Source organism: Xanthomonas sacchari (assembly GCF_024266585.1).
GTDB lineage: Bacteria > Pseudomonadota > Gammaproteobacteria > Xanthomonadales > Xanthomonadaceae > Xanthomonas_A > Xanthomonas_A sacchari_C.
Genome location: NZ_CP100647.1, coordinates 3,045,116 through 3,069,423 on the forward strand (window position 1 = coordinate 3,045,116; position 24,308 = coordinate 3,069,423).

Sequence of the window (24,308 nt, forward strand, 5' to 3'; positions counted from 1 at the left end):
GGACCTCCCGCATGCGCCGAATCCTGCTGCTGTTGAGCCTGTCGTTGCCGGCCTGGCTCCTCGGCGGCTGCACGCCGCCGGGGCCGCCGCCCGGCGGCAGCATCGCCGCGTTCCAGGCCACCGACGAGCGCGTCGGCGACGGCGCGGAAGCCCGTCCCGGCAGCCGCGTCACCGTGCACTACACCGGCTGGCTGTACGACGAGCACGCCAAGGACAAGCGCGGCGAGAAGTTCGATACCTCCGCCGACCACGGCCAGCCCTTCAGCTTCGTGCTCGGCGCCGGCCAGGTGATCCGCGGCTGGGACGAGGGCGTGGCCGGCATGCGCGTGGGCGGCAAGCGCCTGCTGATGCTGCCGTCGGACTACGGCTACGGCGCCAGCGGCGCCGGCGGGGTGATCCCACCGGGCGCCTCGCTGGTGTTCGAGGTCGAACTGCTCGATGTCCAGCCGCGTTGAGCCGCACCCGCCGATGTCCGCCAGCAAGCACGCCGCGCCGCTGCGCGGCCGCCTCGCCATCGTCGGCGGCGGCCCGGCCGGGCTGATCGCCGCCGAGACCGCACGCGCCGCCGGCGCCGAGGTCGATGTGTACGAGGCCAAGGGCTCGGTCGGACGCAAGTTCCTGATCGCCGGCAAGGGCGGCCTCAACCTCACCCACTCCGATCCGTTCGAGCGCTTCGTCGCGCGCTACCGCGAGCGCGCGACGGCGGTCGGCGACTGGCTGGCCGACTTCGATGCCGACGCGCTGCGCGGCTGGGCGCAGGCGCAGGGCGTGGAGACCTACGTCGGCAGTTCCGGGCGGGTGTTCCCGCTGGACCGCAAGGCGGCGCCGCTGCTGCGCGGCTGGGTGCGGCGGCTGAAGGACGCCGGCGTGCGCTTCCACGTGCAGCAGCGCTGGCTGGGCTGGGACGCGGACGGCGCGCTGCGCTTCGCCGGCGCCGACGGTGAGCAGCGCGTGCAGGCCGATGCCTGCGTGCTGGCGCTGGGCGGCGGCAGTTGGCCGCAGCTCGGCTCCGACGGCGCCTGGCAGGACACGCTGCGCGCGCGCGGCGTGGACCTGGCGCCGCTGCAGCCGGCCAACTGCGGCTTCGACGTGGACTGGAGCGTGCATTTCCGCGAACGCCACGCCGGCGCGCCGCTGAAGCCGGTGGTCGCGCACTGGCACGATGCGCAGGGCCGCGCGCAGTCGCTGCAGGGCGAATGCGTGGTCGGCGAGCACGGTATCGAGGGCAGCCTGATCTATGCGCTGGCCGCGGACCTGCGCGAGGCCATCGCCGCACACGGACCGACCACGCTGTGGCTGGACCTGGCTCCCGGCCGGGACCTGCCGCGGCTGCAGGCCGAGCTGGGCAAGCCGCGCGGCGGCCGCAGCTTCGGCGAGCACCTGCGCCGCCAGGCCGGCATCGACGGGGTCAAGGCGGCGCTGCTGTTCGAGATCCTCGGCAAGCAGGCCGGCCAGGACCCGGCGCAGGCCGCGGCCACGCTCAAGCGCCTGCCGCTGACGCTGTTGCGCCCGCGCCCGCTGGCAGAGTCGATCAGCAGCGCCGGCGGCGTGCGCCTGGAGGCGCTGGATGCGCAACTGATGCTGCGGGCGCTGCCCGGCACCTTCTGCGCCGGCGAAATGCTCGACTGGGAAGCGCCGACCGGCGGCTACCTGCTCACCGCGTGCTTCGCCAGCGGCGTGCGCGCCGGGCGCGGCGCGGTGGCCTGGCTGCAGCGCGCCACCGCCTGAGCGACGCCGGCGCGGCGGTTGGCCGGAACGGCCAGTGACCTTCGGGCCTGTCGACGCTGTGGCCGCAGGTCGTATCCCTGCAGGGCCGTGGCGACCGCGGCTGGCTCGCGGTGCGCAGCGCATCTCCCGCCTGGAGCGACGCATGCGTCCATCGATCCGCTTCCTCGCGCTCGGCATCGCCGCCAGCGCCCTCGCCGCCACTGCCGCGCCAGGTTCCGGCCAGACGAGGCGGCAGGTGGAGCACGGCCTGTTGCCGGCCGTCGTCGCCCAGGACCAGGCCGGCGCACGGCTGACGCTGCGCGAACAGATGCGCGCGCTGCACGTGCCGGGCGGCGCTTCGTCGGCAACTTCGCCATCGCCGAGCTGGGCACGTTCCAGATCCGCGAAGCGCATGGGCGCCTGCTGGTGGAGTTGCGCAAGGACCAGGCGTACCCGCTGATTCCCGCGTCGGAACATGCGTTCTTCCTGAGCGCGCAGGACATCGTCATCCGCTTCGATACGCCCGGCGATGCCGACCAGGGCACGCTCGACGCCGGCGACGCGCACTTCGCGTTCCGCCGCGTCGCCGCGGACGCCACGCGGTAGCCGCGGCGCGGCACGTCGGCGTCGGGCGCCGTCGCCGCAGGCACCGACATCGGGATGGCGTCAGCGGACCGCGCTCAAAGCGTGGCGATCTGCACCCGCGCCTGCGGATCGCGCTTGGCCACGTACATCGCCTCGTCGGCGCGCTGGGTGAGCAGGACCGGATCGAAGCCGGGCCCGGCCTGCACGGCGATGCCGATGCTCGGCTGCAGCGGCAGCGGCCGGCCGCTGACCACGCAGCCCTCCGCGCACGCGTCCATGATCCGCGCCGCGGCGGCCAGCACTTCGCGCCTGGCGTCGGCCAGCCCTTCCAGCAGGACCACGAACTCGTCGCCGCCCAGCCGGGCAATGCTGTCCTGCCCGCGCAGGCAGCCCTGCAGCAAGCGCGCGAAATGCACCAGCAGCGCATCGCCGACGTGATGGCCGAAGCGGTCGTTGACGCTCTTGAAGTCGTTCAGATCCAGGAACATCACCGCCACCTGGCCCTGGCCGCGGCGCTCGTTCATGCGCCGCCGCAGCGTCTGGTTCCAGGCCATCCGGTTCGGCAGCCCGGTCAGTTCGTCGCGCAGTGCGCGCTCCTCCAGCAACCGCGCCAGCCGGGTCTGCCCGGTGATGTCGCTGATCATCAGGTGCAGGCCGACCCGCTGCGGCGCCAGCGCCACGTCCGGGATCAGGCTGAAGTGCATGATCCGCAAGGTGTCGGCGGCATCGCACAGCTCGGCGTCGAACTGCGCCGGCATGCCCTGCAGCGCCGACGACAGGTGCGGTTGCAGCAGGGCCAACTGCTGCGGATCCAGCACCTCGTGCAGACGACGGCCGACGATGCGCTCCGGCGCCAGCGCGAACCATTCCGCGTACGGCCGGTTGACGAACTGGTAGCGCAGGTCGCGGTCGAGGTAGGCGATCAGCGCCGGCGCGTTGTCGGCGATGGTGCGCAGTTGCGCCTCGCTGTCGCGCAGGCGATGTTCGGCCAGGTGCTGCTCGGTGATGTCCTGGATGTGGGTGACGAAATGCAACGGGCGGCGCTGTTCGTCGCGCACCAGCGAGACCGACAGGCGCGCACGCACGCTGCTGCCGTCGCGGTGGCGGTAGCGCTTTTCGATGCGGTACTCGTTGGCGCGATCGGCGATCAACGCCGCCACCAGTTCCATATCCTCGGCCGGATCGTCCGGGTGGGTGATGTCCTGGAAACGCAGCGCCAGCAGCTCCGCACGGCTGTAGCCCAGCATCGCGCACAAGGCGTCGTTGACGTCCAGCCAGCGCCCCTCCAGCGACACCAGCGCCATGCCGTGCGCGGCCGCCGAGAAGGCGCCGGAGAAGCGCTGCCCGGCCAGCAGCGCCGCGTGCGACGCCGCCCGTTCGGCGCTGACGTCGCGCATCACGCAGACCGCGCCCAGGCCACGCGCATCGCCGCCGTACAACCGCTCCGCGTTGCACAGCACGCTGCGCGACGGTTGTCCCTTGGCGGCGATCACGATTTCCGCATCGCGCACCGATTCCCCGCGCCAGGCGCGCACCAGCGGCACCTCGTCGCTGGTCAGCAGGCGCTGGCCGCTGGCATCGAACAGGTCGAAGTACTGCGGCCATTGCGCCGGCGGCAAGGCGCGCGGATCGGCGCCGTGCCACTGTCGCGCGACCTGGTTGAATTCGCCCAGCGTGCCGTCGGCCAGGCACGACACCACGCCGTCGGGCATGGTTTCCAGCAACAGGCTCAGGGTCTTGGCCTGGTCGTGGGCGATGCGCGCGTCGCGGCGCGCCTCCAGATGCGCGGTGACCTGCCTGGCCAGCCGCTGCAGGCCCTCGCGCTGGCGCGCGTCCAGTTGCCGCGGGTGCAGGTCGATCACGCACAGGGTGCCGTAGATGTGGCCCCGGTCGCCGAGCAACGGCATGCCGGCATAGAAGCGGATGTGCGGCGCGCCGAGCACCAGCGGGTTGCGGGCGAAGCGCGGGTCCATGGTCGCGTCGGTCACTTCCAGCAGCTGCGGCGACAGCAGCGCGTGGGCGCAGAACGCCAGCTCGCGTGGATAGGTGGTGTTGTCGGCCGGCAGGCCGCAACTGGCCTTGAGCCATTGCCGGCGTTCGTCGATCAGCGAGACCGCTGCGATCGGCGCCTCGCACAGTTGGCTGGTCAGCCAGATCAGGTCGTCGAAGACCGCCTCCGGCGCGGTGTCCAGCATCCCCAGTTGCGCCAGCGCGCGAAGCCGTTCGGCCTCGTCGTCGGGCAACGGCGCGGGAAGGACGTCGGGGACCGAGGGCTGGTTCATGCGCAGGACGCTGAGGAGGAACCGGCACGATAGCGGGCGGCGGCAGCGATGGCGAGCATGCGCCGCGGATGCGGCAGCGCAAAAAAGCCGCGGCCGCCGCATCGGCGCGATGTTGTGGGATACCGACCTCAGCGTGGCGCCGTCGCGCCGGGCTTCTCCATGAACACGCAGTCCAGGGCGATCCCGCTGGGATGCGGATAGCGCCCCTCGCGCACCACCGCATAGCCCTGCGCTCGGTAGAACGGCACCGCATTGAGCGCCGCCGCCACATGGATGCGCGGGCAGGCGTCCAGGCGCTGCTCCAGCGCCTGCAGCAGGCGCCGGCCGAGGCCGCCACCGCGCAGCGCCGGGTCGACGAACAGGGCGTCGATCTCGGCACCGGCCAGGTCGGCGATGCCGAACCCGAGCACGCGACCGGCGGCATCCTCGGCGACGAGGTCGCCGCCGGCAGCGACCAGGGCACGGTACCCGGCCGGCGCCGGCGCCGCCGACCAGCGCGCGATCACCTCCGGCGGGTAATGGCTGCTGCAGACCTCGCGCACGCAGCGGGTGCGCAACGCCCACAGCGTCGGAATGTCCTCGTGCAGCCCAGGCCGCAACCGCACCGGCAGCGCCGTGTCGCTCATTCCGATTTGCTGTCGCGCAGGCGCCGGATCCGCTCCGGCGGCTGGAACGAATCGCTGCGCGCATCGCCCCAGTAGTCGTGGAAGACCGCGTGGTCGGGCACCGTGCGTAGCAGCTCGCCCGGCTCCAGGTAGCGGTACAGCGAGGCCAGCGAGCGGATCTCCACCTGCGAGATGCGGCGCAGGATGTGTTCCGGCCCCAGTTGCGAAGGATGCGTCAGCCCGGCGGCGCTGAGCAGTTCGCGCAGCGCCTTGAGCGTGTTGGCGTGGTAGTGCGCGACCCGGGTGGCCTTGTCGGTGGGGTCCAGATGCTGCCAGCGGCGACGGTCCTGGGTGGCGATGCCGGTGGGGCAGCGGTCGCTGTGGCAGCTCAGCGACTGGATGCAGCCCAGCGCGAACATGAAGCCGCGCGCGGCGTTGCACCAGTCCGCGCCCAGCGCCAGGGTGCGGGCGATGTCGAAGGCGCTGGTGATCTTGCCGGCGGCGCCGAGCTTGATGCGCTCGCGGATGTCCAGCCCGACCAGGGTGTTGTGCACCAACAACAAGGCCTCGTGCATCGGCACGCCAACGTGGTCGATGAATTCCGCCGGCGCCGCGCCGGTGCCGCCCTCGGCGCCGTCGACGACGATGAAATCCGGGTACAGGCCGCTTTCCTGCATCGCCTTGGCGATGGCGAACCACTCCCAGGGGTGGCCGATCGCCAGCTTGAAGCCGGTGGGCTTGCCGCCGGACAGTTCGCGCAGCCGGGCCACGAACTGCAGCAGTTCCAGCGGCGTGGAGAACGCCGAATGCCGCGACGGCGACACGCAGTCGCGGCCCATGGCCACGCCACGGGTGGCGGCGATCTCGGCGCTGACCTTGGCCGCCGGCAGCACCCCACCGTGGCCCGGCTTGGCGCCTTGCGAGAGCTTGATCTCGATCATCTTGACCTGCTCCAGCGTGGCGTTGGCGACGAAGCGCTGCGGGTCGAAGCGCCCGTCCTCGTCGCGGCAGCCGAAGTAGCCCGAGCCGATCTCCCACACCAGGTCGCCGCCGCACTCGCGGTGGTAGGGCGAGATCGAGCCCTCGCCGGTGTCGTGGTAGAAGCCGCCCTGGCGCGCGCCGGCGTTGAGCGCGCGGATGGCGTTGGCCGACAGCGCGCCGAAGCTCATCGCCGAGATGTTGAACACGCTGGCCGCGTACGGCTGCGCGCAGTCCGCGCCGATGGTGACCCGGAAATCGTGGTCGGCGATCTCGCTGGTGGCCAGCGAATGGTTGATCCATTCGTAATCCGGCGCGTAGGTGCTGCGCTGGGTGCCGAACGGCACCACGTCCATCACGTTCTTGGCGCGCTGGTAGACCAGGGCGCGCTGCTGCCGCGAGAACGGCGCCTCTTCGATGTCGCTCTGCAGGAAGTACTGGCGCATCTCCGGGCCGACCGATTCCAGGCCGTAGCGGAAATGCGCCAGGATCGGATAGTTGCGGCGCAGGGTGCTGTGGGTCTGCAGCAGGTCCACGGTGCCCAGTCCCGCCAGGATCGCGAAGGCCGCCACGGCCCAGCCCCACAGCGGCCAGATCGCGCACAGGGCGATGGACAGCGCCAGCAGCACGCAACTGGCGATATAGGCTAGGTAACGGTGCATCGCGTTCCTCGCAGGAGTCGGAATCCGGCGAGTGTAGAGGGTGTCGCGGGTCGGGCGCGGCAGTGGCGGCGAGGTCCGCTCCGCCCGGGTACAGCTTGCCGATGCTCGCCTCCCGCGCCACACCGCCGCGCGAACGGCCAGCCGCTCCCGGCGGCGTGCCTAGAGGCGGTCGTCCACCGCCGCGCGCGGCCACACCGACTTGACGTCGTAGACCACCAGGCCGGGCTTGCCGAGCGCGCGGATCTGCGCCGCGTCCAGGTCGCGGTAGGCCGCGTGCGCCACCGCCAGCACCACCGCGTCGTAGCGGCCGGGCACCGGTTCCGGCGACAGGTCGACGCCGTGCGCCTGCGCCGCCTGCGGATCGGCCCACGGATCGCAGGCATCGACGCGGGCGCCGGCGGCGGCCAGTGCCTGCACCAGTTCCAGCGCGCGGCTGTTGCGCAGGTCCGGGCAGTTCTCCTTGAAGGTGACGCCGAGCACCAGCACCGCGGCCTCGGCCATCGCCACACCCTTGCCGGCCAGCAGCGCCTGCACCCGCGCGGCGACGTGGGCGCCGACCCGGTTGTTGACCTGGCGCGCGGTGTGGATCAGGTCCGGGTGGTAGCCCACGCTCTCGGACTTGTGCAGCAGGTAGTACGGATCCACGCCGATGCAGTGGCCGCCGACCAGGCCCGGCCGGAACGGCAGGAAGTTCCACTTGGTGCCGGCGGCGTCCAGCACGTCCTGGGTGTCGATGCCGAGCCGGTCGAAGATCAATGCCAGCTCGTTGACCAGGGCGATGTTGACGTCGCGCTGGATGTTCTCCACCACCTTGGCCGCCTCGGCCACGCGGATCGACGGTGCGCGCCAGGTGCCGGCGGCGATGATGCCGGCGTACAGCGCATCCACCGCGTCGGCGGCGGCCGGGTTCGAGCCGGAGGTGATCTTGCGGATGTCGGCCAGGCGCCGCTGGCGGTCGCCGGGGTTGACCCGCTCCGGGCTGTAGCCGCAATGGAAATCGACGTCGCAGCGCAATCCCGAGCCCTGCTCCAGCAGCGGCACGCACACCTCTTCGGTGGTGCCCGGATAGACGGTGGACTCGTAGATCACCAGGTCGCCGCGCTTGAGCACGCCGGCCAGCAGTTCGCTGGCCTGGCGCAGCGGCTGCAGGTCCGGCTGTTCGTGCGCATCGATCGGGGTCGGCACGGTGACGATGTACACGTTGCGGTCGCGCAGCGCCGCAGCGTCGTCGCTGTAGCGCAGGTGCACGCCGGCGCGCAGCTCCTCGGCCTCCAGTTCCAGGGTCTGGTCGTGCCCGGCGCGCAGTTGCGCCACGCGCTGCGCGTCGATGTCGTAGCCGAGCGTGTCGTGGCGGGCGCCGAACGCCACCGCCAGCGGCAAGCCGACGTAGCCCAGGCCGATCACGGCGATGCGCGGCGGCGCGGAATCGAGCACAGGGGCAACGGGCATGCCAGTCCTTTACGGGCGCCGGCAGCGGCGGCCGTCGGCGCGTGATGGTGGAAGTCGGGGCGCCCGCGCACGCGGACGCCGCCCATGGTAAGGCGTGCGAGCGGCGCAGACCAAGCCGATCCGCGGAACAGCGCGCTCGCGCGCGTGGTGCGTCTTCACGCGCGGCGATGGCCGCCTTCACGACGCCATGCGTGAAAGTCGGCGGTGGGCATCACGCTTTGTGGCGACACCCGCAAGGGTTTTGTCATGCACACCACATGAGCACCACCTCGCCTTTACGCGCCACCGCCTAGGGTGGTGCAGCGGTCGTTGCCAGGGGGGCACCACCCGCCTCCCTCTATCCCTCTCACTCAAGGAGAACTCGCGTGAGTCACGCTCCGAGCCTGCTCGTGGATGTCGAAGCCGAATTGGCGCATTGGAAAGCGCTGCACGCGGCGGGCCAATTGGGGTCGCAGTCGTTCAGCGAGCATGCGCGCCTGATCAAGATGGCCTGCGACGTGTTCCTGCAATTGCCGCGCGAATCCAACGACGTGCGACTGCAGCGCCTGCGTCAGCGCTACGACGCCGAGCATCCCTGGCCGCGCATCGCCTGGAGCGATGCCGAAACCCTGGTCGTGGCCTGCTGGGCACGCTTCGACGGGTCCGAGCAGCGCGACCACAATCCCGATCCGGCGCATACCCCCGCCTGATCCACGAGGTCCCGCCATGGCAACGCCCAACCGCGACAACGCCCACGATTCGCAGCAGCGCAGCCACACGCCCGACAAGCTGCGCAACGACGACGCGCAGTGGAAAGAGCGCGACCAACCGGACAGCGATCCCAAGCACGACCACGCCGATCCCGAGCACGACTATCCGCGTCCGGACGGCAGCGAATGAGCGAGCAGGCGATCCGCGAGGCCCCCGCTGCGGCAGATCAGGGTCGCCGCAGCGCCCCGCGCGCTCCCCCTCACCTGCGCGCGGGCAGCGGACAAAGCCCCGCGGCGGTCAACGCAGGCTCGATCCGCGCACGATGCAGCGGCCGCTGAGCACCACCTTGCGGGTCGGCAGCGCAGGCGCGTTCATCCGCTCCAGCAGCAGCGACATCGCGGTGCGGCCCATCTCTTCCACCGGCTGTTCGATCACGGTGATGCCGGGTTCGACCAGGTCGGTCCAGCTTTCGTTGTCGAAGCCGGCCAGCGCCAGGTCCTGCGGAATGCGCAGGCCGGCACCGCGCGCCGCCTTCAGCGCGCCCATCAGCAGCAGGCTGTTGCTGGCCACCAGCGCGTCCGGCCGCGGCGCCTGCGCCAGCCAGGCCTGGACCTCGGCGATCGCCGCTTCGGCGCTCGGCGTCACCTCGCGGTAGTCCGGCGCCAGGCCGTGCCCGCGCACCGCCTCCAGATAGCCGTCGCGGCGCTCGGCGGCGGTGCTGCTGGTCTTGCCGAACAGACCGCCGATGCGGCGCGCGCCACGGGCGACCAGATGATCGACCAGCGCGGCCATCGCCGCGGCATTGTCCAGCACCACGCTGTCGTGCGCGCCGCCCTTGCCGGCGCGGTCCAGCAGCACCACCGGATGGTCGAAGGCCAACTTGCCCAGTTGGCTCTGGGTGGTGCGGGTGGGGGCGAAGATCAGCCCGCTGACCCGTTCCTCCTGCATCAGTTGCAGATACAACGCCTCGCGCTGCGGGTCTTCGTCGGTATTGCAGAGGATCACGCGCATGCCGGCGCGGTAGGCCACGTCCTCGACCGCGCGGATCGCGGCGGTGAAGAACGGATTGCGGATGTCGGCGACGATCAGGCCGATCACGCCGGAATGCTGTGAGCGCAGCCGCCGCGCCATCAGGTTGGGGCGGTAGCCGGTTTCGCGCACCGCCGCCTCCACCCGCGCCCGCACTTCCTCGCTGACCGGGCCCTGGCCCAGGGCCCGCGATACCGTCGAGGTCGAGACGCCAGCGACCCGGGCCACGTCATGGATGCTGACGCTCACTGGCAACGTTCCCGCATCATTTTCATTTCGACCCCCTGTCGGCTGGCGTTTGCCGATGGTAACACCGGGCATTTCCGAAGGATTTGTGCACTGCACATTGACGATTGACTGGGAACGTTCCCACACTGCGCGCCACTCGCCGCCCACCCTCAAGGATTCCGCGTGTCCCAGACGCCCTCCTCCCCCCTGGTTTCCAGCGATCTGGTCCGGGTCGATGTCCAGGCCCGCGACAAGGCCGACGCGATCGCCCAGGCGGCGCAGTTGCTGGTCGCCGCCGGCTGCGTGCCGCCGGCCTACGAGGCCAGCATGCTGCGCCGCGAAGCGCTGGCCAACACCTTCCTGGGCCACGGCGTGGCGATCCCGCACTGCACCGGCGAAGACCGCCACCTGGTGCGCCGCGACGGCATCGCGGTGCTGCAGCTGCGCGACGGCGTGGAGTGGAACCCGGGCCAGACCACGCACCTGGTGGTCGCCATCGCCGCCCAGTCCGACACCCATATCGCCCTGCTGCGGCGGCTGACCCGGTTGATCCAGGACCAGCCGCGGCTGGAGGCGCTGTTCGCCAGCGACGACCCGCAGGCGATCGTCGCCGCGCTGAGCGAGGATGCGGCCCCGGCCGCGCCCACCGCGCCGGCCAGCGACCTGGCCGAGCGCTTCGACTGGACCGTGCGCTATCCCACCGGCCTGCACGCGCGTCCGGCCACGCGCTGGGTGGAAACCGCGCGCGGCTTCGCCGCCCGCATCCAGGTGCGCGCCGGCGACCAGGTCGGCGACGCCAAGAACCTGGTGTCGCTGCTGCAACTGGGCCTGCACGCCGGCGACAGCGTGACCATTTCGGCCGAAGGCCAGGATGCCGCCGCGGCGCTGGCGCGGCTGCGCAGCGTGATCGACGCCCTGACCGCGCAGGAGCAGGCCGACGCCGAGGCCGCCGCGCAACGCCGCGCCGCACCGCTCGCCGGCTGGACCCCGCCGCAGGCGCAACCGGCCATCGTCGGCATCGGTGCCAGCCCGGGCCTGGCGATCGGCGTGGTGCACAAGCTGGCCGGCCACGAGGTCGCGGTGGCGGACACGCCGGTGCCGCTGAGTGACGGCGGCGCCCTGCTGCACGACGCCTTGCAGCGCACCCGCGCGCAACTGCAAGCCATCGAGGACGACACCCGGCGCCGCCTCGGCGCCGGCGACGCGGCGATCTTCCGCGCCCAGGCCGAACTGCTCAACGACACCGACCTGATCACCCTGGCCTGCCAGCTGATGGTCGAGGGCCACGGCGTCGCCTGGTCCTGGCAGCAGTCGGTCGAGCGCCTGGCCAACAGGCTCTCGGCGCTGGGCAACGCCGTGCTCGCCGGCCGCGCCAGCGACCTGCGCGATGTCGGCCGCCGGGTGCTGGCGCAGCTGGATCCGAGCCTGGCCGGCGGCAGCCTGGAGCAGTTGCCGACCGCGCCGTGCATCCTGCTCGCGCACGACCTGTCGCCGTCGGACACCGCCCACCTCGACACCAGCCGCGTGCTCGGCCTGGCCACCGCGGTGGGCGGCCCGACCTCGCATACCGCGATCCTCTCGCGCACCCTCGGCCTGCCGGCGCTGGTCGCCGGCGGCGCCGACCTGCTGGATCTGGAGGATGGCGCCACGGTCATCGTCGACGGCACGAGCGGCCGCCTGTACCTGGCGCCGTCGGAGGCCGACCTGGCCTCGGCCCGCGCCTACATCGAGGAACAGCAGCAGTTGCGCGCGCGCGAGGCCGAGCAGCGCAACCAGCCGGCGCAGACCGAGGACGGCCATCGCCTGGAGATCGGCGCCAACGTCAACCTGCCCGAGCAGGTCGCCGCGGCGCTGGCGCAAGGCGCCGAGAGCGTGGGCCTGATGCGCACCGAATTCCTGTTCCTGGAGCGCGGCAGCACCCCCAGCGAGGACGAGCAGTACGCCACCTACGCGGCGATGGCGCAGGCGCTGGACGGCCGCGCGCTGATCGTGCGCGCGCTGGACATCGGCGGCGACAAGCAGGTCGCGCACCTGAACCTGCCGCGCGAGGAAAACCCGTTCCTGGGCGTGCGCGGCGCGCGCCTGCTGCTGCGCCGCGCCGACCTGCTGCAACCGCAACTGCGCGCGCTGTACCGCGCGGCCAAGGACGGCGCGCGCCTGGCGATCATGTTCCCGATGATCACCTCGGTCGCGGAACTGCTGACGCTGCGCGCCGAATGCGAGCGCCTGCGTGCGGAACTGCAGGCGCCGGAGGTGCCGCTGGGCATCATGATCGAAGTGCCGGCGGCGGCGATCCAGGCCGACGCGCTGGCCAGGCATGCGGATTTCTTCTCGATCGGCACCAACGACCTGACCCAGTACACCCTGGCCATCGACCGGCAGAACCCCGACCTGGCCGCCGAGGCCGACAGCCTGCATCCGGCGGTGCTGCGGCTGATCCGCACCACCGTCGAGGGCGCGGCGCGCCACGGCCGCTGGGTCGGCGTGTGCGGCGGGCTGGCCGGCGATGCGTTCGGCGCGGCGCTGCTGGCCGGGCTGGGCGTGCACGAGCTGTCGATGACCCCGAACGACATCCCGGCGGTGAAGGCGCGCCTGCGCGGCAGCCGCCTGGACGCGCTGCAGGCGCTGGCGCAGCGCGCGCTGGACTGCGAGAGCGCGGCGGACGTGCGCGCGCTCGACGGCGGAGCCGGCGCATGAGCGTCGATGCCGTCACCGTCACCCTGAATCCGGCGATCGACCTGACCGTGGCGATCGACCGGCTGCAACCGGGCCAGGTACACCGTGCGCGCAGCGCCCACGCCATCGCCGGCGGCAAGGGCATCAACGTCGCCGCCTGCCTGGCCGACGCCGGCCTGCGCTGCGCCGCGCTCGGCGCGCTCGGCGCGGACAACGCGCAGGCGTTCGAGGCGCTGTTCGCCGCCCGCGGCATCGACGACCGCTGCCTGCGCGTGCCCGGCGACACCCGCACCAACCTCAAGCTGGTCGCCGCCGACAGCGGCGCCACCACCGACATCAACCTGCCCGGCCTGGCGCTGGACCAGGCGCAGCTCGACACCATCGGCGCGCGCCTGGCCGACCTGCTGCGCCCCGGCCTGCCGGTGGTGCTCTGCGGCAGCCTGCCGGGCGGCCTGGCCACGGATACCTGGCGGCACCTGCAGGCGCAGGCCGCGGCCGCCGGCGCGCGGGTGCTGCTGGACACCAGCGGTGCGCCGCTGCACGCCGCACTGGACGCCCCGCGCGCGCAACTGCCGTTCGCGATCAAGCCCAACCGCCACGAACTGGAGGAGTGGGCCGGCGCGCCGCTGGCCAGCACCGCCGAATTGCTCGGCGCCGCGCGCGCCCTGCTGGCGCGCGGCATCGGCCTGGTCGCGGTGTCGCTGGGCAGCGACGGCGCGCTGTTCGTGCGCGGCGAGCAGGCGCTGCTGGCGCAGCCGCCGCAGGTGACCGGCGGCAGCAGCGTCGGCGCCGGCGACGCGATGGTCGCCGGCCTGGTGGCGGCATTGCGCGCCGACGCCGACCTGGCTACCTGCGCGCGCCAGGCTACCGCCTTCGCCGTGGCCACGCTGGGCAGCGGCGTCGCCCGCCGCCTGCCGCGCGAGCGCCTGGCCGAGCTGGCCGCCGCGGTCGGCCTCGAGACCCTGTCATGACTTCCGCCGCGTCGCCGCTGTGCGCCGCGCCCTCTTGCGCTCATCGGGAGCCCGCATGAATCCGATTCTCGTGGTGATCGCCGCCGGCGATCGCAGTACCGAAGCCGTCCTCGCCGCCGAGGCGCTGCGCCATGCCGCCACGCTGCGGGGCGCGGTGTTGCAGGCCGAGGTGCGCACGCCGCAGGGCGTGATCGCCCCGCTGGACCTGGCCGCGGCGCCCGCCGCCGCGCCGCTGCTGCTGGTCGGCGACGGCGACGCCGATGCCGCCCGCTTCGGCGGCCGCAGCGTGCAGCGCAGCGCGCTGGACGCGGTGCTGGCCGACGCCGGCGCGGTGCTGGCGCCGCTGCTGGCCGCGGCGGCGTCCGACGCCGCCGTGGGCGCCACGGCCGCCAGCGATGGCAGCGGCGGCGGCAGCAGCAAGCGCATCGTCGCCATCACCTCCTGCCCCACCGGCATCGCCCATACCTTCATGGCCGCCGAGGGCCTGCAGCAGGCGGCCAAGGCATTGGGCCACCAGATCCGGGTGGAAACCCAGGGCTCGGTCGGCGCGCAGGACGCGCTCAGCGCCGAGGAGATCGCCGCCGCCGACCTGGTGCTGATCGCCGCCGACCGCGAGGTCGACCTGGGCCGCTTCGGCGGCAAGCGCCTGTTCAAGAGCGGCACCAAGCCGGCGATCAACGACGGCCCGGCACTGATCCGCAAGGCCCTGGCCGAGGCCAGCGTGCACGCCGCCGGCAACGGCGGCGGCGCCCCGGCCAAGGCCCAGGGCGGGCGCTCCGCGGGGCCGTACAAGCACCTGATGACCGGCGTGTCGTTCATGCTGCCGTTCGTCACCGCCGGCGGCCTGCTGATCGCACTGGCGTTCGCGCTCGGCGGCATCTACGCCTTCGACGACGCGCACAAGGGCACCCTGGCCTGGTCGCTGTTCCAGATCGGCGCCAAGGCCGGCTTCACCCTGATGGTGCCTGCGCTAGCCGGCTACATCGCCTACTCCATCGCCGACCGCCCCGGCATCGCCCCGGGCATGATCGGCGGCATGGTCGCGGCCAACCTCGGCGCCGGCTTCATCGGCGGCATCCTGGCCGGCTTCATCGCCGGCTACGGCGTGGCCGCGCTGAACCGGGCGATCAAGCTGCCGCGCACGTTGGAAGGCCTGAAGCCGGTGCTGATCCTGCCGGTGCTGGGCACGTTGCTGGTCGGCCTGTCCATGCTCTACGTGGTCGGCCAGCCGGTGGCCGAGCTGCTGGCCTGGCTGACCGAATGGCTGCGCGGCATGCAGGGCAGCAGCGCGGTGCTGCTGGGCCTGCTGCTGGGCGCGATGATGGCCTTCGACATGGGCGGGCCGGTCAACAAGGCCGCCTACGCCTTCTCCACCGGCCTGATCGCCAGCCAGGTGTACACGCCGATGGCCGCGGCGATGGTCGCCGGCATGACCCCGCCGCTGGGCATCGCCCTGGCCACCTGGGTGTTCCGCAACCGCTTCACCCAGGACGAGCGCGGCAGCAGCGCCGCCACCGGCGTGCTCGGCCTGGCCTTCGTCACCGAAGGCGCGATCCCGTACGCCGCACGCGACCCGCTGCGCACCATCCCCGCGCTGATGCTCGGCTCGGCGCTGGCCGGCGCGATCTCGATGGCCGCCGGCGCCGAGCTGAAGGTGCCGCACGGCGGCGTGTTCGTGCTGCCGATCCCCAATGCGGTCACCCACCTGGGCATGTACCTGGTGGCGCTGCTCGCCGGCACCGTGGTCACCGCGGTCGCGCTGCGGGTGCTCAAGAAGCCGGTCGTCGCCTAGTCCCGTCCATGCGCCGGCGCGTCGCCCTGGCGATGCCCCTCCCCGCCGCCGTGGGCGGCGCGCCGGCCTTCCCTTGCTGAGGAGTCCCACCCATGTCCCATTCCCTCGTCTCGCGCCTGCCCTTCGCCCTCGCCCCACTGGCGCTCGCCCTCGCCGCGCCGCTGGCCCACGCCCAGGACGCCAGCGACGCGTTCACGCCCAAGCTCGCCTACACCGGCGAGGCCGCGGTCTCGCTGGACGGCGGCAAGCACCAGGGCAGCGCCTATGCCGGACAGCTGATGTTCGGCACCGACGTGGACCTGCAACGGCTGATGGGCTGGAACGGCGCCACGCTGAAGGTCTACGGCATCAACCGCCACGGCACCAACCTGGCCAACGGCAACATCGGCAACAGCACCTCGGTGCAGGAAATCTACGGCGGCCAGGGCACGCGCCTGGCCAACTTCACCATCGACCAGAAGCTGTTCAACGACCGCCTGGAACTGGAAGCCGGCCGCAGCGTGGCCAACATCCACTTCCTGGGATCGGAGCTGTGCGGCTACTTCCAGGGCAACTCGGCCTGCGGCAACCCGACCTTCGTGTTCCGCACCAGCAACTTCACCTATTGGCCGGTGTCCAGTTGGGCCGCGCACGCCAAGGCCTGGGTGACGCCGAACGTCTACGTCCACGTCGGCGCCTACGAGGTCAACCCGATCCAGGCCGAGCGCGGCCAGCACGGCCTGAACTGGAGCACCAACGACCGCACCGGGGTGATCGTGCCCTACGCGATCGGCTACAGCACCCAGGCCAGCGGCGCGCGCCTGCCGGCGCTGTACGAGCTGGGCGGCTGGCAGGACAACTCCGATTACCGCGATCCGCTCAACGACCGCAACGGCAACCCGTCGCGGCTGAGCGGGCTGGACTACGCCACCCGCAACGGCCGCTCCGGCGCGTTCTTCCGCTTCGAACAGCAGGTCACCCGCCCCGACCCGGACAGCAACCGCGGCCTGGTGCTGTTCGGCTCGGTGCTCAAGGGCACCTCCGGGCAGTTGATCGAAGACCACTTCCTGGAACTGGGCCTGGTCCAGCGCGGCACCTTCGCCAGCCGCCCGAACGACAACATCGCCTTCGTCGTCACCCAGCAGCACTACAGCGACGACGCCCTGGAGGACCTGCGCCTGGCCCGCGCCGCGGCCGGCGGCAGCGGCACCCCGCACCGCGCGCAGACCATGATGGAACTGAGCTACGGCATCGAGGTGACCCCGAAACTGCGCATCGCCCCGAACCTGCACTACATCGTGCATCCGGACCAGTTCAACGAGCCCTCGCGCACCCGCGACCTGCCCAATGCCCTGGTGGCCGGCTTGCGGCTGGATTGGGCGCTTTGAGGCTGGGAATCGGGAATCGGGAGGGGGGAATCGTAAAAGCGGGGCACCGCGGCTGAGGTGATTCGGCCGCCTTGAGGTGCATGTCTCGGCGAACGTTGTGATTTGCCGAGGCGCCCGCTGGATGTCCCGGCGGCGACCCCCGTGTTGCCGCAGGTTCGCCGTCGGCTGCGGGCAGGCGCCATCGCGAGAGGGCCTGGCGCCCGGCCGCATCCGCTTGCCAGGTACGACTCGGGCCGCTTCCGCGGGGAAACCGGGCACAGCGCCGGCGCCAGCCGGGGCGAACGCGCGTGGAGCGCAGGTGCGGCACGCTCGACCGCATTGCCGGCGGCGCAACCGTCCCCACGCGCCGCTGACCGCGGGCCAGGACCAGCCGCCGTGCGCAGGCCACTGGCTGGCCGCCCACACGCACGCAAGCACGCACGCAGTCCAGCGGAACCCAGAACGCACGAGGCCCCGGCATGCCGGGGCCTCGTGCGTTTCCTTCCCTGTGATTCCGATCGCAGTGAACCTGCGCCGGTCCGTTGGCGCCTGCGGGAACGAAAAGTGGCCGGCGAATCGAGATCCGTTCGATTCCGTGCGAACCCGTCTCCCTGGCGCGGGAGCGGTGACGTTGCCGACAGGTGCATGGTGCCTGGGCACGCGGGCCGTGACGATCGGCCGACACCGCGTCCGCGTGTAGGACTTTTCCGACATGGGCGCAGCGACGCCTCCACCCGGCGCCTGCGGGGCCGTGGATGACAAGGCCTCGTCGCCTGCCGCACAATCGTCATCGACGCTACATTAACGAATCCCATCGTAGCGCCTTCGCGACCGCCGATTACGACGGTTTTCCCACATCCCCGTTGCAAGCATTCCGCGCCATGCGCATTCTGGTCGCCGAAGACGATACGTCCATTGCCGTTGCGTTGCGCGACTCGCTCGCCGAGTGCGGCCACGTGGTGGATCATGTCAGCGATGGCGCCGCCGCCGAACGCGCGCTCGGTAGCGAAAGCTATCAATTGCTGGTCCTCGATCTGGGCCTGCCGCGTCGCGACGGGTTGCAGGTGCTGCAACGCCTGCGCGCGCGCCGCGACGAGATCCCGGTCCTGGTGGTGACCGCGCGCGACGCGGTGGAAGACCGCATCCACGCGCTCGACCAGGGCGCCGACGACTACCTGATCAAGCCCTTCGAACTGTCCGAGTTCCTCGCCCGCACCCGCGCGCTCCTGCGCCGCAGCAGCAGCGGCGGCGTGCCGGAACTGGTGCTGGGCCAGTTGCGCATCAACCTGGCCGGGCGCCGGGTGTGGCTGCAGGACCAGCCGCTGGACCTGACCGCGCGCGAGTTCGCCCTGCTGGAAACCCTCCTGCTGCGCAGCGGGCGCGTGGTCAGCCGCAGCCAGCTGACCGAGGCGCTGTGCGACTGGCAACACGAAATCACCGACAACGGCCTGGACATCTCCATGCACCGCCTGCGGCGCAAGCTGCATGGCGCCGGCGTCGGCATCCGCACCATCCGCGGCCTGGGCTATCTGCTGGAGGAGTCGCGCGCCGCCTCACCGGCCGCCGACCACGCACAGATCCCGCAGTGAGCGCGACCGCGGCCGCGCAGTCGCCGGCATACCGCCATCCCAGCCTGCGCCGGCGATTGCTGGCGTTCCTGCTGATCCCGACCATGCTGCTGATGCTGGTGGTCTCGGCGCTGTTCTACCTGCTGATGCTCAAGTACACCAATCACGTCCACGACATGGACCTGAAGGAGGACACGCAGGGCCTGGCCAACGCGGTCAACGACCCCGGCGAGCGCATGCCGCTGACCCTGCAGGCGCGGCAACTGCTGGAGTACAGCAGCGACGGCCGGGTGTTCTTCAAGCTGGACAGCCGCCGCCACGGGGTGATCAGCGGCAGCACCCAGCCGATTCCCGCGCACCCGGATCCGGCCGAGGTCGGCCGGGTGATGCTCTACGACGACCACATGGACAACGGCGTGCCGGTGCGCGTGGCCAGCCTGTTGCTGCCCTCGGCGCTGGAGCCGGGCGACTGGCTGACCGTGTCGGTGGCCGAGACCCTGGACGATCGCCACCGCCGCGCCCGCGAGATCCTGATGCTGATGCTGCCGACCGAACTGCTGCTCACCTGCTCCCTGCTGGTGCTGGTCTGGCACGGCGTGCGGGTCGGCCTGCGCATGCTGGAGCCGGCGGTGCGCCGGCTCGACGACAGCCAGCGCGACCTCAGCCCGGTGTCCGGCCCGGACATCCCGGTGGAGATCCTGCCGCTGACCCAGGCCATCGACGGCCTGCTCGGCCGCCTCAAGCACATGATGGCGCTGCAGGAGCGCTTCCTCGCCGACGCCGCGCACCAGTTGCGCACGCCGCTGGCCGGGCTGAGCATGCACGTGCAACGCGCCCAGGCCAGCCATCGCCCGGAGGACACCGCGCAGGCGATGCAGCACATCCGCCAGCTGACCGACCGCGCCACCCGCACCTCCACCCAGTTGCTGGCGCTGACCCGCACCCAGGCGCCGCGCGAGAGCATCCGTCCGCTGCTGCCGCTGGACCTGGCGCAATGGCTGCCGCAGGCGCTGGCCGAGCGCATCCCCGACGCGCTGCACGCCGGCGTGGACCTGGGCTACGACGCCGGCGACGACGACGCGGCGGCCTGGGTGGCCGCCGACAGCTATACGCTGCGCGAGCTGCTCGACAACCTGCTGGACAATGCCTTCCGCCATGCCGCCGGCCGCGTGGTCACGGTCAGCCTGCGGCGCGATGCGCTGTCCGTGCGCCTGGCCGTGGACGACGCCGGCAACGGCATCGACGATGCCCTGCTGCCGCGTCTGGGCGAGCGCTTCTTCCGCGCCCCGGACGCGCCCGAAGGCGGCACCGGCCTGGGCCTGGCGATCGTCGCCAACATCGCCGCCCGCCACCACGCCACGCTGCGCTATCGGCGCTCGGCGCTGGGCGGCTTGCGCGCGGAACTGGACCTGCCGGCCGGCGCGGAGCCGCAGGCATGAGCCGCCTACGCCCCCGCCCGGCCGCGCTGCTGGCGCTGGCCGCCGCGCTCGCGCTGGGCGGCTGCGCCAGCCAGCGCATCCCCGACCTGCGCCAGCCGTCGCTGCCCGCACAGTGGAGCAGCGCGACGCCGCAGGCGGCCGTGCCGCGCCCGCCGGGCAGCGCCTGGTGGCAGGATTTCCACGATCCGCAGCTCGACGCGCTGGTCGCGCAGGCGCTGCGGGACGATCTCGAGGTCGGCCAGGCGCTGGCGCGGCTGCGCGCGGCGCGGCGGCTGGACGCGGTCGCCGACGCGACACTTCGGCCGCAGCTACGCGCGCGCACCGAGGACCCGATCGACCCGGACGCCAGCGCCTCGTTCCTGGTCGTGGGCGTCGATTCGGAATGGGAACTGCCGCTGTTCGGCCGCGGCGAAGCCACCAACCGCATGGCCCGCGGCGACCTGCAGAGCGCCCAGGCCAACCTGGCGCAGGTGCGCGCGGCGACGATCTCCGACGTGGCGCACAACTGGATCGACCTGCGCCACGCGCAGCAGGCCGAACGCCTGCTGCAGGACATCGCCAGCGCGCGCCAGCGCCAGGCCAGCCTGCAGCAGACCCTGGTCGACCTGCATCTGGCCACGCCGGCCAGCGCCGCGCAGGCGCAGGCCGCGGCGCTGCAGGCGCAGAGCGCGGTGAACGAACCGCGCGACGCCGCCGCCGCGGCCGCGCGGCGCCTGGCGGTGCTGCTGGGCCGCGACACGCCCGACCCGGCATGGAGTACGGCCGCGGCCACCACCGCGCCGGGGCAACTGCAGATCGCCGCGGTCGACAGCGTGCCGGCCGACCTGCTGCGGCGGCGCCCGGACATCGCCGCGCACGAGGCCGAGGTGATCAGCGCCGCCGGCGCCCTGGGCATCGCCCGCGCCGACCGCTACGGCAGCATCGGCCTGGGCGGCGCGATCCGCTGGTCGACCAGCCTGCTGACCCATCGCCGCACCGCCACCCACGGCATCGCCTCGTTCGGCCCGGTGATCGACATCCCGCTGTTCGACTGGGGCATCCGCCAGGCCAAGGCCAAGGCACGCGGCGACCTGCTGGAAGCGGCGACCCTGGCCTACCGGCAGACCGTGCTGGCGGCGGTCAACGAGGTCGAGGACGCCTTGACCGCGCTCGAACAGCAGCGGCGCAACGTCGAGACGCAGCAGCAGGTGCTGCAGGCACAGCAGCAGGCCAGCGACGTCGCGCAACAGCGCCGGCAGTTGGGCCTGGGCAGCGACCTGGAGGTTGCCACGCAGCAGGCCGCGCGCGACCAGGCCGACCTGGAACTGCTGGACGCGCAGCGCCAGCGCGACCTGGCCTACGTCGCCCTGCACACCGCACTGGGCAGCGCCACCGCGCCGATCCCGGGTAGCGAGCGCGAAGGCGCGCAGCCCTGATGGTCGCGCTGGCCCGCCAGACCCTGCGCTACGAGTGGCGCCGCTTCCTGCCGGTGGTGGTGTCGGTGGGCTTCGCCAGCCTGTTGCTGCTGCTGCAGACCGCGCTGGTGCTGGGCATCTTCGGCAGCGCCAGCGTCTACGTCTCCGGCTCCGATGCCGACCTGTGGCTGGGCTATCCCGGCACGCAGAGCGTGGACCAGGGCCGCGCCATCGACCCGGACGCGGCCGCGCCGCTGTACCTGGACCCGCGGGTGGCGCAGATCGAACCGTTCATCTGGTTCGACGGCGACTGGCGCGGCCCCGGCGACACCGGTGCCGTCTCGGTCTACATCTCCGGCATCGACACCCGCGACGGCGGGCTGATGTTCTCGCGCCTGCTCAGCCCGGCCCTGCGCGCGGCGCTGCGCGAGCCGGACACCGTGGTGGTGGACCGCGCGGAACTGGACAAGCTGGGCGTCGCCGTCGGCAGCAGCGCGCGCATCAACGGCCACCGCGTGCGGGTGATCGGGGTCGGCCGCGGCCTGCGCGCGCTGGGCGGGGTCAACGTGCTGGCCTCGCTGGACACCGCGCGCGCGCTCAACAGCGACACCGCGCATCCGGACTGGCCGACCTACATGGTGGCCAAGCTGCGCCCCGGCGCCGACCCGCAGGCGGTGGCGCAGGCGATCGACAGCGCGGTCACGCGGCCGCGCGTGGAAGCCTGGAGCGCCGACGATTTCGCCCGGCGCAGCATCCTGTTCTGGATGTTCGACACCGGCGCCGGCTCCGGCGTGCTGTTCCTGGGCGGCATCGTGCTGCTGGTCGGCGTGGCCATCACCAGCCAGACCCTGCTGGGCACCGTGCTCGGCGCCGCGCGCGAGTACGCCACGCTCAACGCGCTGGGCGTGAGCATGCGCAACCTGCGCTGGGTGGTGCTGGAACAGGCGGCCTGGGTCGGCGCGCTGGGCCTGATCGGCGCCAGCGCGCTGGGCGCGGCGCTGGTCGCGCTGGCCCGCGCGCACGACGTGCCGGTGGCGTTCAACGCCGGCGGCTGGGGGCTGTGCGTGTGCGCGGTGATGCTGCTGACCGTGGTCTCGGCCCTGGCCGCGCTGCGCGGGCTGCGCCGCGCCGATCCGGCGTTGCTGCTGCGATGAGCCGCATCGTCGCCTCCGCCGCGCTGCACCCGGCCGCCGCCACCCTCAGCGGCAGCGGGCTGTGCAAGAGCTTCGTCTCCGGCAGCCTGCGCACGCCGGTGCTGCGCGACGTGGAACTGCAGGTGTGGCCGGGCGAACTGACCCTGATCTCCGGCCCGTCCGGCTGCGGCAAGAGCACCCTGCTGTCGATCCTCAGCGGCCTGCAGCGCGCCGATGCCGGCCAGGTGCTGGCGCTGGGCGAGGAACTGGGCGCGCTCGGCGCCAGCGCGCTGGAACAGTTCCGCCTGCGCCACACCGGCTTCATCTTCCAGGGCTTCAATCTCTTTCCGGCGCTGTGCGCGCTGGACCAGGTGCGGCTGCCGCTGCAGTACATGGGCCTGGCGCCCGCCGAGGTGCGCAGCCGCGCCGAGGAAGCGCTGGCCGAGGTCGGCATCGCCCACCGCCAGCACCTGCGCCCGGCCGAACTGTCCGGCGGCGAGAAGCAGCGCGTGGCGATCGCCCGCGCGCTGGCCAAGCACCCGGCGCTGCTGTTCGCCGACGAACCGACCAGCGCGCTGGACGCCGGCAACGGCCAGATCGTGATCGACCTGCTGCACCGCATCGCACGCCGCCACAACACCATGGTGCTGTGCGTGAGCCACGACCCGCGCCTGATCCGCCACGCCGACCGCGTGCTGTCGATGGAGGACGGCCGCATCCTCGACGACCGCCGCGTGAACGCGCCGCCCTCGCCCCTGCCCTCACGGAATCCCGACCCATGAAAGCGTTCGCCGCCGCGCCCCTGCTGAGCCTGCTGCTGGCCGCATGCGCGCCCTCGGACCGCACGCCGGCCGCCGCGCCGGCTGCCGCCCCCGCCGCCTATTTGGCAGTGGCGCGCGGCCGCATCGACGTGGAAGGCGGCGTGCTCAAGCTCGGCCTGCCGGTCGCCGCGACCCTGCGCGAGGTGCCGGTGCACGAAGGCGACGCAGTGCAAAAAGGCGCCCTGCTGGTCGCCGGCGACGACCGCGCCGCCGCGGTCGAGCTGGACATCGCCCGCACCCGCGCGCAGGCCGCGGCCACCCACCTGAAGCAACTGCAGCAGCGCCTGCAAAGCGCCCAGCAGAAGCAACGGCGGCTGGCCGAGGCCGCACGCCTGGGCGCCGGCGACGGCCAGAGCGCCGACGACGCCAGCGACGCGGTGCAGAGCGTGGTCGACGCCCTGGACACCGCGCGCAGCGACGCGGCCCTGGCAGACGCACAGGTGCGCGCGGCCGAGCTGCAGCGCGCGCAGTACCGGCTGCAGGCGCCGGTGGCCGGCCGCGTGCTGCAGCTGTCGGCCGCGGTCGGCGCGCGCAGCGACGCCAACGCGCCGCTGCTGACCCTGCTGCCGGATGCGCCGCGCCTGGTCCGCGCCGAATTGAACGAAAGCTATGCCGGCAGCGTCACCCCGGGCATGGCCGCGGAGGTGATCAGCGACGACGGCCGCCAGACCGTGCTCGGCGAGGCGGTGGTGCGCTGGCTGGCGCCGGCCTACGGTCCCACCCAGTTGCACGACGACGCCACGCCCGCCGGCAACGACCGCAGCGTGGCCTGCGTGCTGGCCTTCACCCAGCCCTCGACCCTGCGCCTGGGCCAGCGCGTGCTGGTACGCTTCCGCAACCCGGCCGCGGCCAAGCGCTGAACATCGCACGCCGCGGCCGCGGCGAAAGGCTGCTGAAACGCGCAGCGGCCACCCTGCACGGATTAACGAGACTGCGCAGCCGCGTCCATTCCG

The 24,308-nt window shown here is 72.6% G+C and carries 21 protein-coding genes; 16 read left to right on the forward strand and 5 right to left on the reverse strand.

Translation table 11 applies throughout. The annotated features are described in order from the left end of the window. The first annotated feature begins 11 nt into the window (after positions 1 to 11). From NKJ47_RS12655 to NKJ47_RS12670, 4 genes are all read left to right on the forward strand, one after another. On the forward strand, positions 12 to 455 hold the full coding sequence (locus NKJ47_RS12655) for an FKBP-type peptidyl-prolyl cis-trans isomerase (RefSeq protein WP_254458234.1): 444 nt from the start codon (positions 12 to 14) through the stop codon (positions 453 to 455). Positions 456 to 468: 13 nt separating this feature from the next. Next, the gene (locus tag NKJ47_RS12660; protein ID WP_254458235.1) at positions 469 to 1,728 is read left to right on the forward strand and encodes a TIGR03862 family flavoprotein; all 1,260 of its coding nucleotides are present in this window, start codon (positions 469 to 471) and stop codon (positions 1,726 to 1,728) included. Between the two features lie 142 nt (positions 1,729 to 1,870). Continuing rightward, on the forward strand, positions 1,871 to 2,167 hold the full coding sequence (locus NKJ47_RS12665) for a hypothetical protein (protein WP_254458236.1): 297 nt from the start codon (positions 1,871 to 1,873) through the stop codon (positions 2,165 to 2,167). Then, the gene (locus NKJ47_RS12670) at positions 2,134 to 2,313 is read left to right on the forward strand and encodes a hypothetical protein (RefSeq protein WP_254458237.1); all 180 of its coding nucleotides are present in this window, start codon (positions 2,134 to 2,136) and stop codon (positions 2,311 to 2,313) included. Before NKJ47_RS12665 ends, NKJ47_RS12670 begins: the two co-directional genes overlap by 34 nt. 74 nt (positions 2,314 to 2,387) lie before the next feature. On the opposite strand, the gene NKJ47_RS12680 is transcribed toward NKJ47_RS12670, so the two are convergent. From NKJ47_RS12680 to NKJ47_RS12695, 4 genes are all read right to left on the reverse strand, one after another. Further along, the gene (locus tag NKJ47_RS12680; protein ID WP_302329794.1) at positions 2,388 to 4,574 is read right to left on the reverse strand and encodes a diguanylate cyclase domain-containing protein; all 2,187 of its coding nucleotides are present in this window, start codon (positions 4,572 to 4,574) and stop codon (positions 2,388 to 2,390) included. 128 nt (positions 4,575 to 4,702) lie between these two features. Beyond that, positions 4,703 to 5,179 (reverse strand): GNAT family N-acetyltransferase, encoded by a 477-nt coding sequence (locus tag NKJ47_RS12685; protein WP_254461419.1) that lies wholly within the window; start codon positions 5,177 to 5,179, stop codon positions 4,703 to 4,705. A 17-nt stretch (positions 5,180 to 5,196) separates the two neighbouring features. Continuing rightward, positions 5,197 to 6,819 carry an FMN-binding glutamate synthase family protein gene (locus NKJ47_RS12690; protein WP_254458238.1) on the reverse strand — a complete coding sequence of 541 codons (1,623 nt, stop codon included), beginning with the start codon at positions 6,817 to 6,819 and terminating at the stop codon, positions 5,197 to 5,199. A 159-nt stretch (positions 6,820 to 6,978) separates the two neighbouring features. Then, complete coding sequence (locus NKJ47_RS12695; RefSeq protein ID WP_254458239.1) at positions 6,979 to 8,268, reverse strand: nucleotide sugar dehydrogenase; 1,290 nt, start codon at positions 8,266 to 8,268, stop codon at positions 6,979 to 6,981. Between the two features lie 365 nt (positions 8,269 to 8,633). On the opposite strand from NKJ47_RS12695, the gene NKJ47_RS12700 reads away from it, so the two are divergent. Together NKJ47_RS12700 and NKJ47_RS12705 are read left to right on the forward strand one after the other, a co-directional pair. Then, positions 8,634 to 8,957, forward strand: coding sequence for a transposase (locus NKJ47_RS12700; protein ID WP_254458240.1), 324 nt, complete (start codon positions 8,634 to 8,636; stop codon positions 8,955 to 8,957). Between the two features lie 16 nt (positions 8,958 to 8,973). Continuing rightward, complete coding sequence (locus NKJ47_RS12705; RefSeq protein ID WP_254458241.1) at positions 8,974 to 9,147, forward strand: hypothetical protein; 174 nt, start codon at positions 8,974 to 8,976, stop codon at positions 9,145 to 9,147. 108 nt (positions 9,148 to 9,255) lie between these two features. Here the strand turns inward: NKJ47_RS12705 and NKJ47_RS12710 are convergent, their stop codons facing one another. Then, positions 9,256 to 10,236, reverse strand: coding sequence for a LacI family DNA-binding transcriptional regulator (locus tag NKJ47_RS12710; protein WP_254458242.1), 981 nt, complete (start codon positions 10,234 to 10,236; stop codon positions 9,256 to 9,258). A gap of 162 nt (positions 10,237 to 10,398) precedes the next feature. Between NKJ47_RS12710 and ptsP the strand changes: the two genes are divergently transcribed. The 10 genes from ptsP to NKJ47_RS12760 all read left to right on the forward strand — a co-directional run bounded on the left by ptsP (position 10,399) and on the right by NKJ47_RS12760 (position 24,215). Continuing rightward, positions 10,399 to 12,912, forward strand: a complete 2,514-nt coding sequence (gene ptsP, locus NKJ47_RS12715) for a phosphoenolpyruvate--protein phosphotransferase (protein WP_254458243.1) — start codon at positions 10,399 to 10,401, stop codon at positions 12,910 to 12,912. Next, on the forward strand, positions 12,909 to 13,862 hold the full coding sequence (gene pfkB, locus NKJ47_RS12720; RefSeq protein ID WP_254458244.1) for a 1-phosphofructokinase: 954 nt from the start codon (positions 12,909 to 12,911) through the stop codon (positions 13,860 to 13,862). The genes ptsP and pfkB overlap by 4 nt, the downstream gene beginning before the upstream one ends. A gap of 55 nt (positions 13,863 to 13,917) precedes the next feature. Further along, entirely contained in the window at positions 13,918 to 15,654 is a 1,737-nt protein-coding gene (locus tag NKJ47_RS12725) for a PTS fructose transporter subunit IIC (RefSeq protein ID WP_254458245.1), read from the forward strand. 92 nt (positions 15,655 to 15,746) lie between these two features. After that, positions 15,747 to 17,021 carry a carbohydrate porin gene (locus NKJ47_RS12730; protein WP_254458246.1) on the forward strand — a complete coding sequence of 425 codons (1,275 nt, stop codon included), beginning with the start codon at positions 15,747 to 15,749 and terminating at the stop codon, positions 17,019 to 17,021. 860 nt (positions 17,022 to 17,881) lie between these two features. Then, complete coding sequence (locus NKJ47_RS12735) at positions 17,882 to 18,589, forward strand: response regulator (protein ID WP_242159902.1); 708 nt, start codon at positions 17,882 to 17,884, stop codon at positions 18,587 to 18,589. Continuing rightward, a complete protein-coding gene (locus tag NKJ47_RS12740) occupies positions 18,586 to 20,007 on the forward strand; it encodes a sensor histidine kinase (RefSeq protein ID WP_254458247.1) in 1,422 nt (473 codons plus the stop codon). The genes NKJ47_RS12735 and NKJ47_RS12740 overlap by 4 nt, the downstream gene beginning before the upstream one ends. Then, complete coding sequence (locus NKJ47_RS12745) at positions 20,004 to 21,422, forward strand: efflux transporter outer membrane subunit (RefSeq protein WP_254458248.1); 1,419 nt, start codon at positions 20,004 to 20,006, stop codon at positions 21,420 to 21,422. The genes NKJ47_RS12740 and NKJ47_RS12745 overlap by 4 nt, the downstream gene beginning before the upstream one ends. Further along, complete coding sequence (locus tag NKJ47_RS12750) at positions 21,422 to 22,555, forward strand: ABC transporter permease (protein WP_254458249.1); 1,134 nt, start codon at positions 21,422 to 21,424, stop codon at positions 22,553 to 22,555. The genes NKJ47_RS12745 and NKJ47_RS12750 overlap by 1 nt, the downstream gene beginning before the upstream one ends. Further along, on the forward strand, positions 22,552 to 23,316 hold the full coding sequence (locus NKJ47_RS12755) for an ABC transporter ATP-binding protein (RefSeq protein ID WP_254458250.1): 765 nt from the start codon (positions 22,552 to 22,554) through the stop codon (positions 23,314 to 23,316). The genes NKJ47_RS12750 and NKJ47_RS12755 overlap by 4 nt, the downstream gene beginning before the upstream one ends. Further along, positions 23,313 to 24,215, forward strand: a complete 903-nt coding sequence (locus NKJ47_RS12760) for an HlyD family secretion protein (protein WP_254458251.1) — start codon at positions 23,313 to 23,315, stop codon at positions 24,213 to 24,215. The genes NKJ47_RS12755 and NKJ47_RS12760 overlap by 4 nt, the downstream gene beginning before the upstream one ends. The last annotated feature ends 93 nt before the right edge of the window (positions 24,216 to 24,308 follow it).

What these genes read in the sequence shown, in the direction of transcription:
- NKJ47_RS12655 (WP_254458234.1), top strand. Translation starts at nt 12, where the DNA reads ATGCGCCGAATCCTGCTGCTGTTGAGCCTGTCGTTGCCGGCCTGGCTC.
- NKJ47_RS12660 (WP_254458235.1), top strand. Translation starts at nt 469, where the DNA reads ATGTCCGCCAGCAAGCACGCCGCGCCGCTGCGCGGCCGCCTCGCCATC.
- NKJ47_RS12665 (WP_254458236.1), top strand. Translation starts at nt 1,871, where the DNA reads ATGCGTCCATCGATCCGCTTCCTCGCGCTCGGCATCGCCGCCAGCGCC.
- NKJ47_RS12680 (WP_302329794.1), bottom strand. Translation starts at nt 4,574, where the DNA reads ATGAACCAGCCCTCGGTCCCCGACGTCCTTCCCGCGCCGTTGCCCGAC.
- NKJ47_RS12690 (WP_254458238.1), bottom strand. Translation starts at nt 6,819, where the DNA reads ATGCACCGTTACCTAGCCTATATCGCCAGTTGCGTGCTGCTGGCGCTG.
- NKJ47_RS12695 (WP_254458239.1), bottom strand. Translation starts at nt 8,268, where the DNA reads ATGCCCGTTGCCCCTGTGCTCGATTCCGCGCCGCCGCGCATCGCCGTG.
- NKJ47_RS12705 (WP_254458241.1), top strand. Translation starts at nt 8,974, where the DNA reads ATGGCAACGCCCAACCGCGACAACGCCCACGATTCGCAGCAGCGCAGC.
- pfkB (WP_254458244.1), top strand. Translation starts at nt 12,909, where the DNA reads ATGAGCGTCGATGCCGTCACCGTCACCCTGAATCCGGCGATCGACCTG.
- NKJ47_RS12725 (WP_254458245.1), top strand. Translation starts at nt 13,918, where the DNA reads ATGAATCCGATTCTCGTGGTGATCGCCGCCGGCGATCGCAGTACCGAA.
- NKJ47_RS12730 (WP_254458246.1), top strand. Translation starts at nt 15,747, where the DNA reads ATGTCCCATTCCCTCGTCTCGCGCCTGCCCTTCGCCCTCGCCCCACTG.
- NKJ47_RS12735 (WP_242159902.1), top strand. Translation starts at nt 17,882, where the DNA reads ATGCGCATTCTGGTCGCCGAAGACGATACGTCCATTGCCGTTGCGTTG.
- NKJ47_RS12745 (WP_254458248.1), top strand. Translation starts at nt 20,004, where the DNA reads ATGAGCCGCCTACGCCCCCGCCCGGCCGCGCTGCTGGCGCTGGCCGCC.
- NKJ47_RS12750 (WP_254458249.1), top strand. Translation starts at nt 21,422, where the DNA reads ATGGTCGCGCTGGCCCGCCAGACCCTGCGCTACGAGTGGCGCCGCTTC.
- NKJ47_RS12755 (WP_254458250.1), top strand. Translation starts at nt 22,552, where the DNA reads ATGAGCCGCATCGTCGCCTCCGCCGCGCTGCACCCGGCCGCCGCCACC.
- NKJ47_RS12760 (WP_254458251.1), top strand. Translation starts at nt 23,313, where the DNA reads ATGAAAGCGTTCGCCGCCGCGCCCCTGCTGAGCCTGCTGCTGGCCGCA.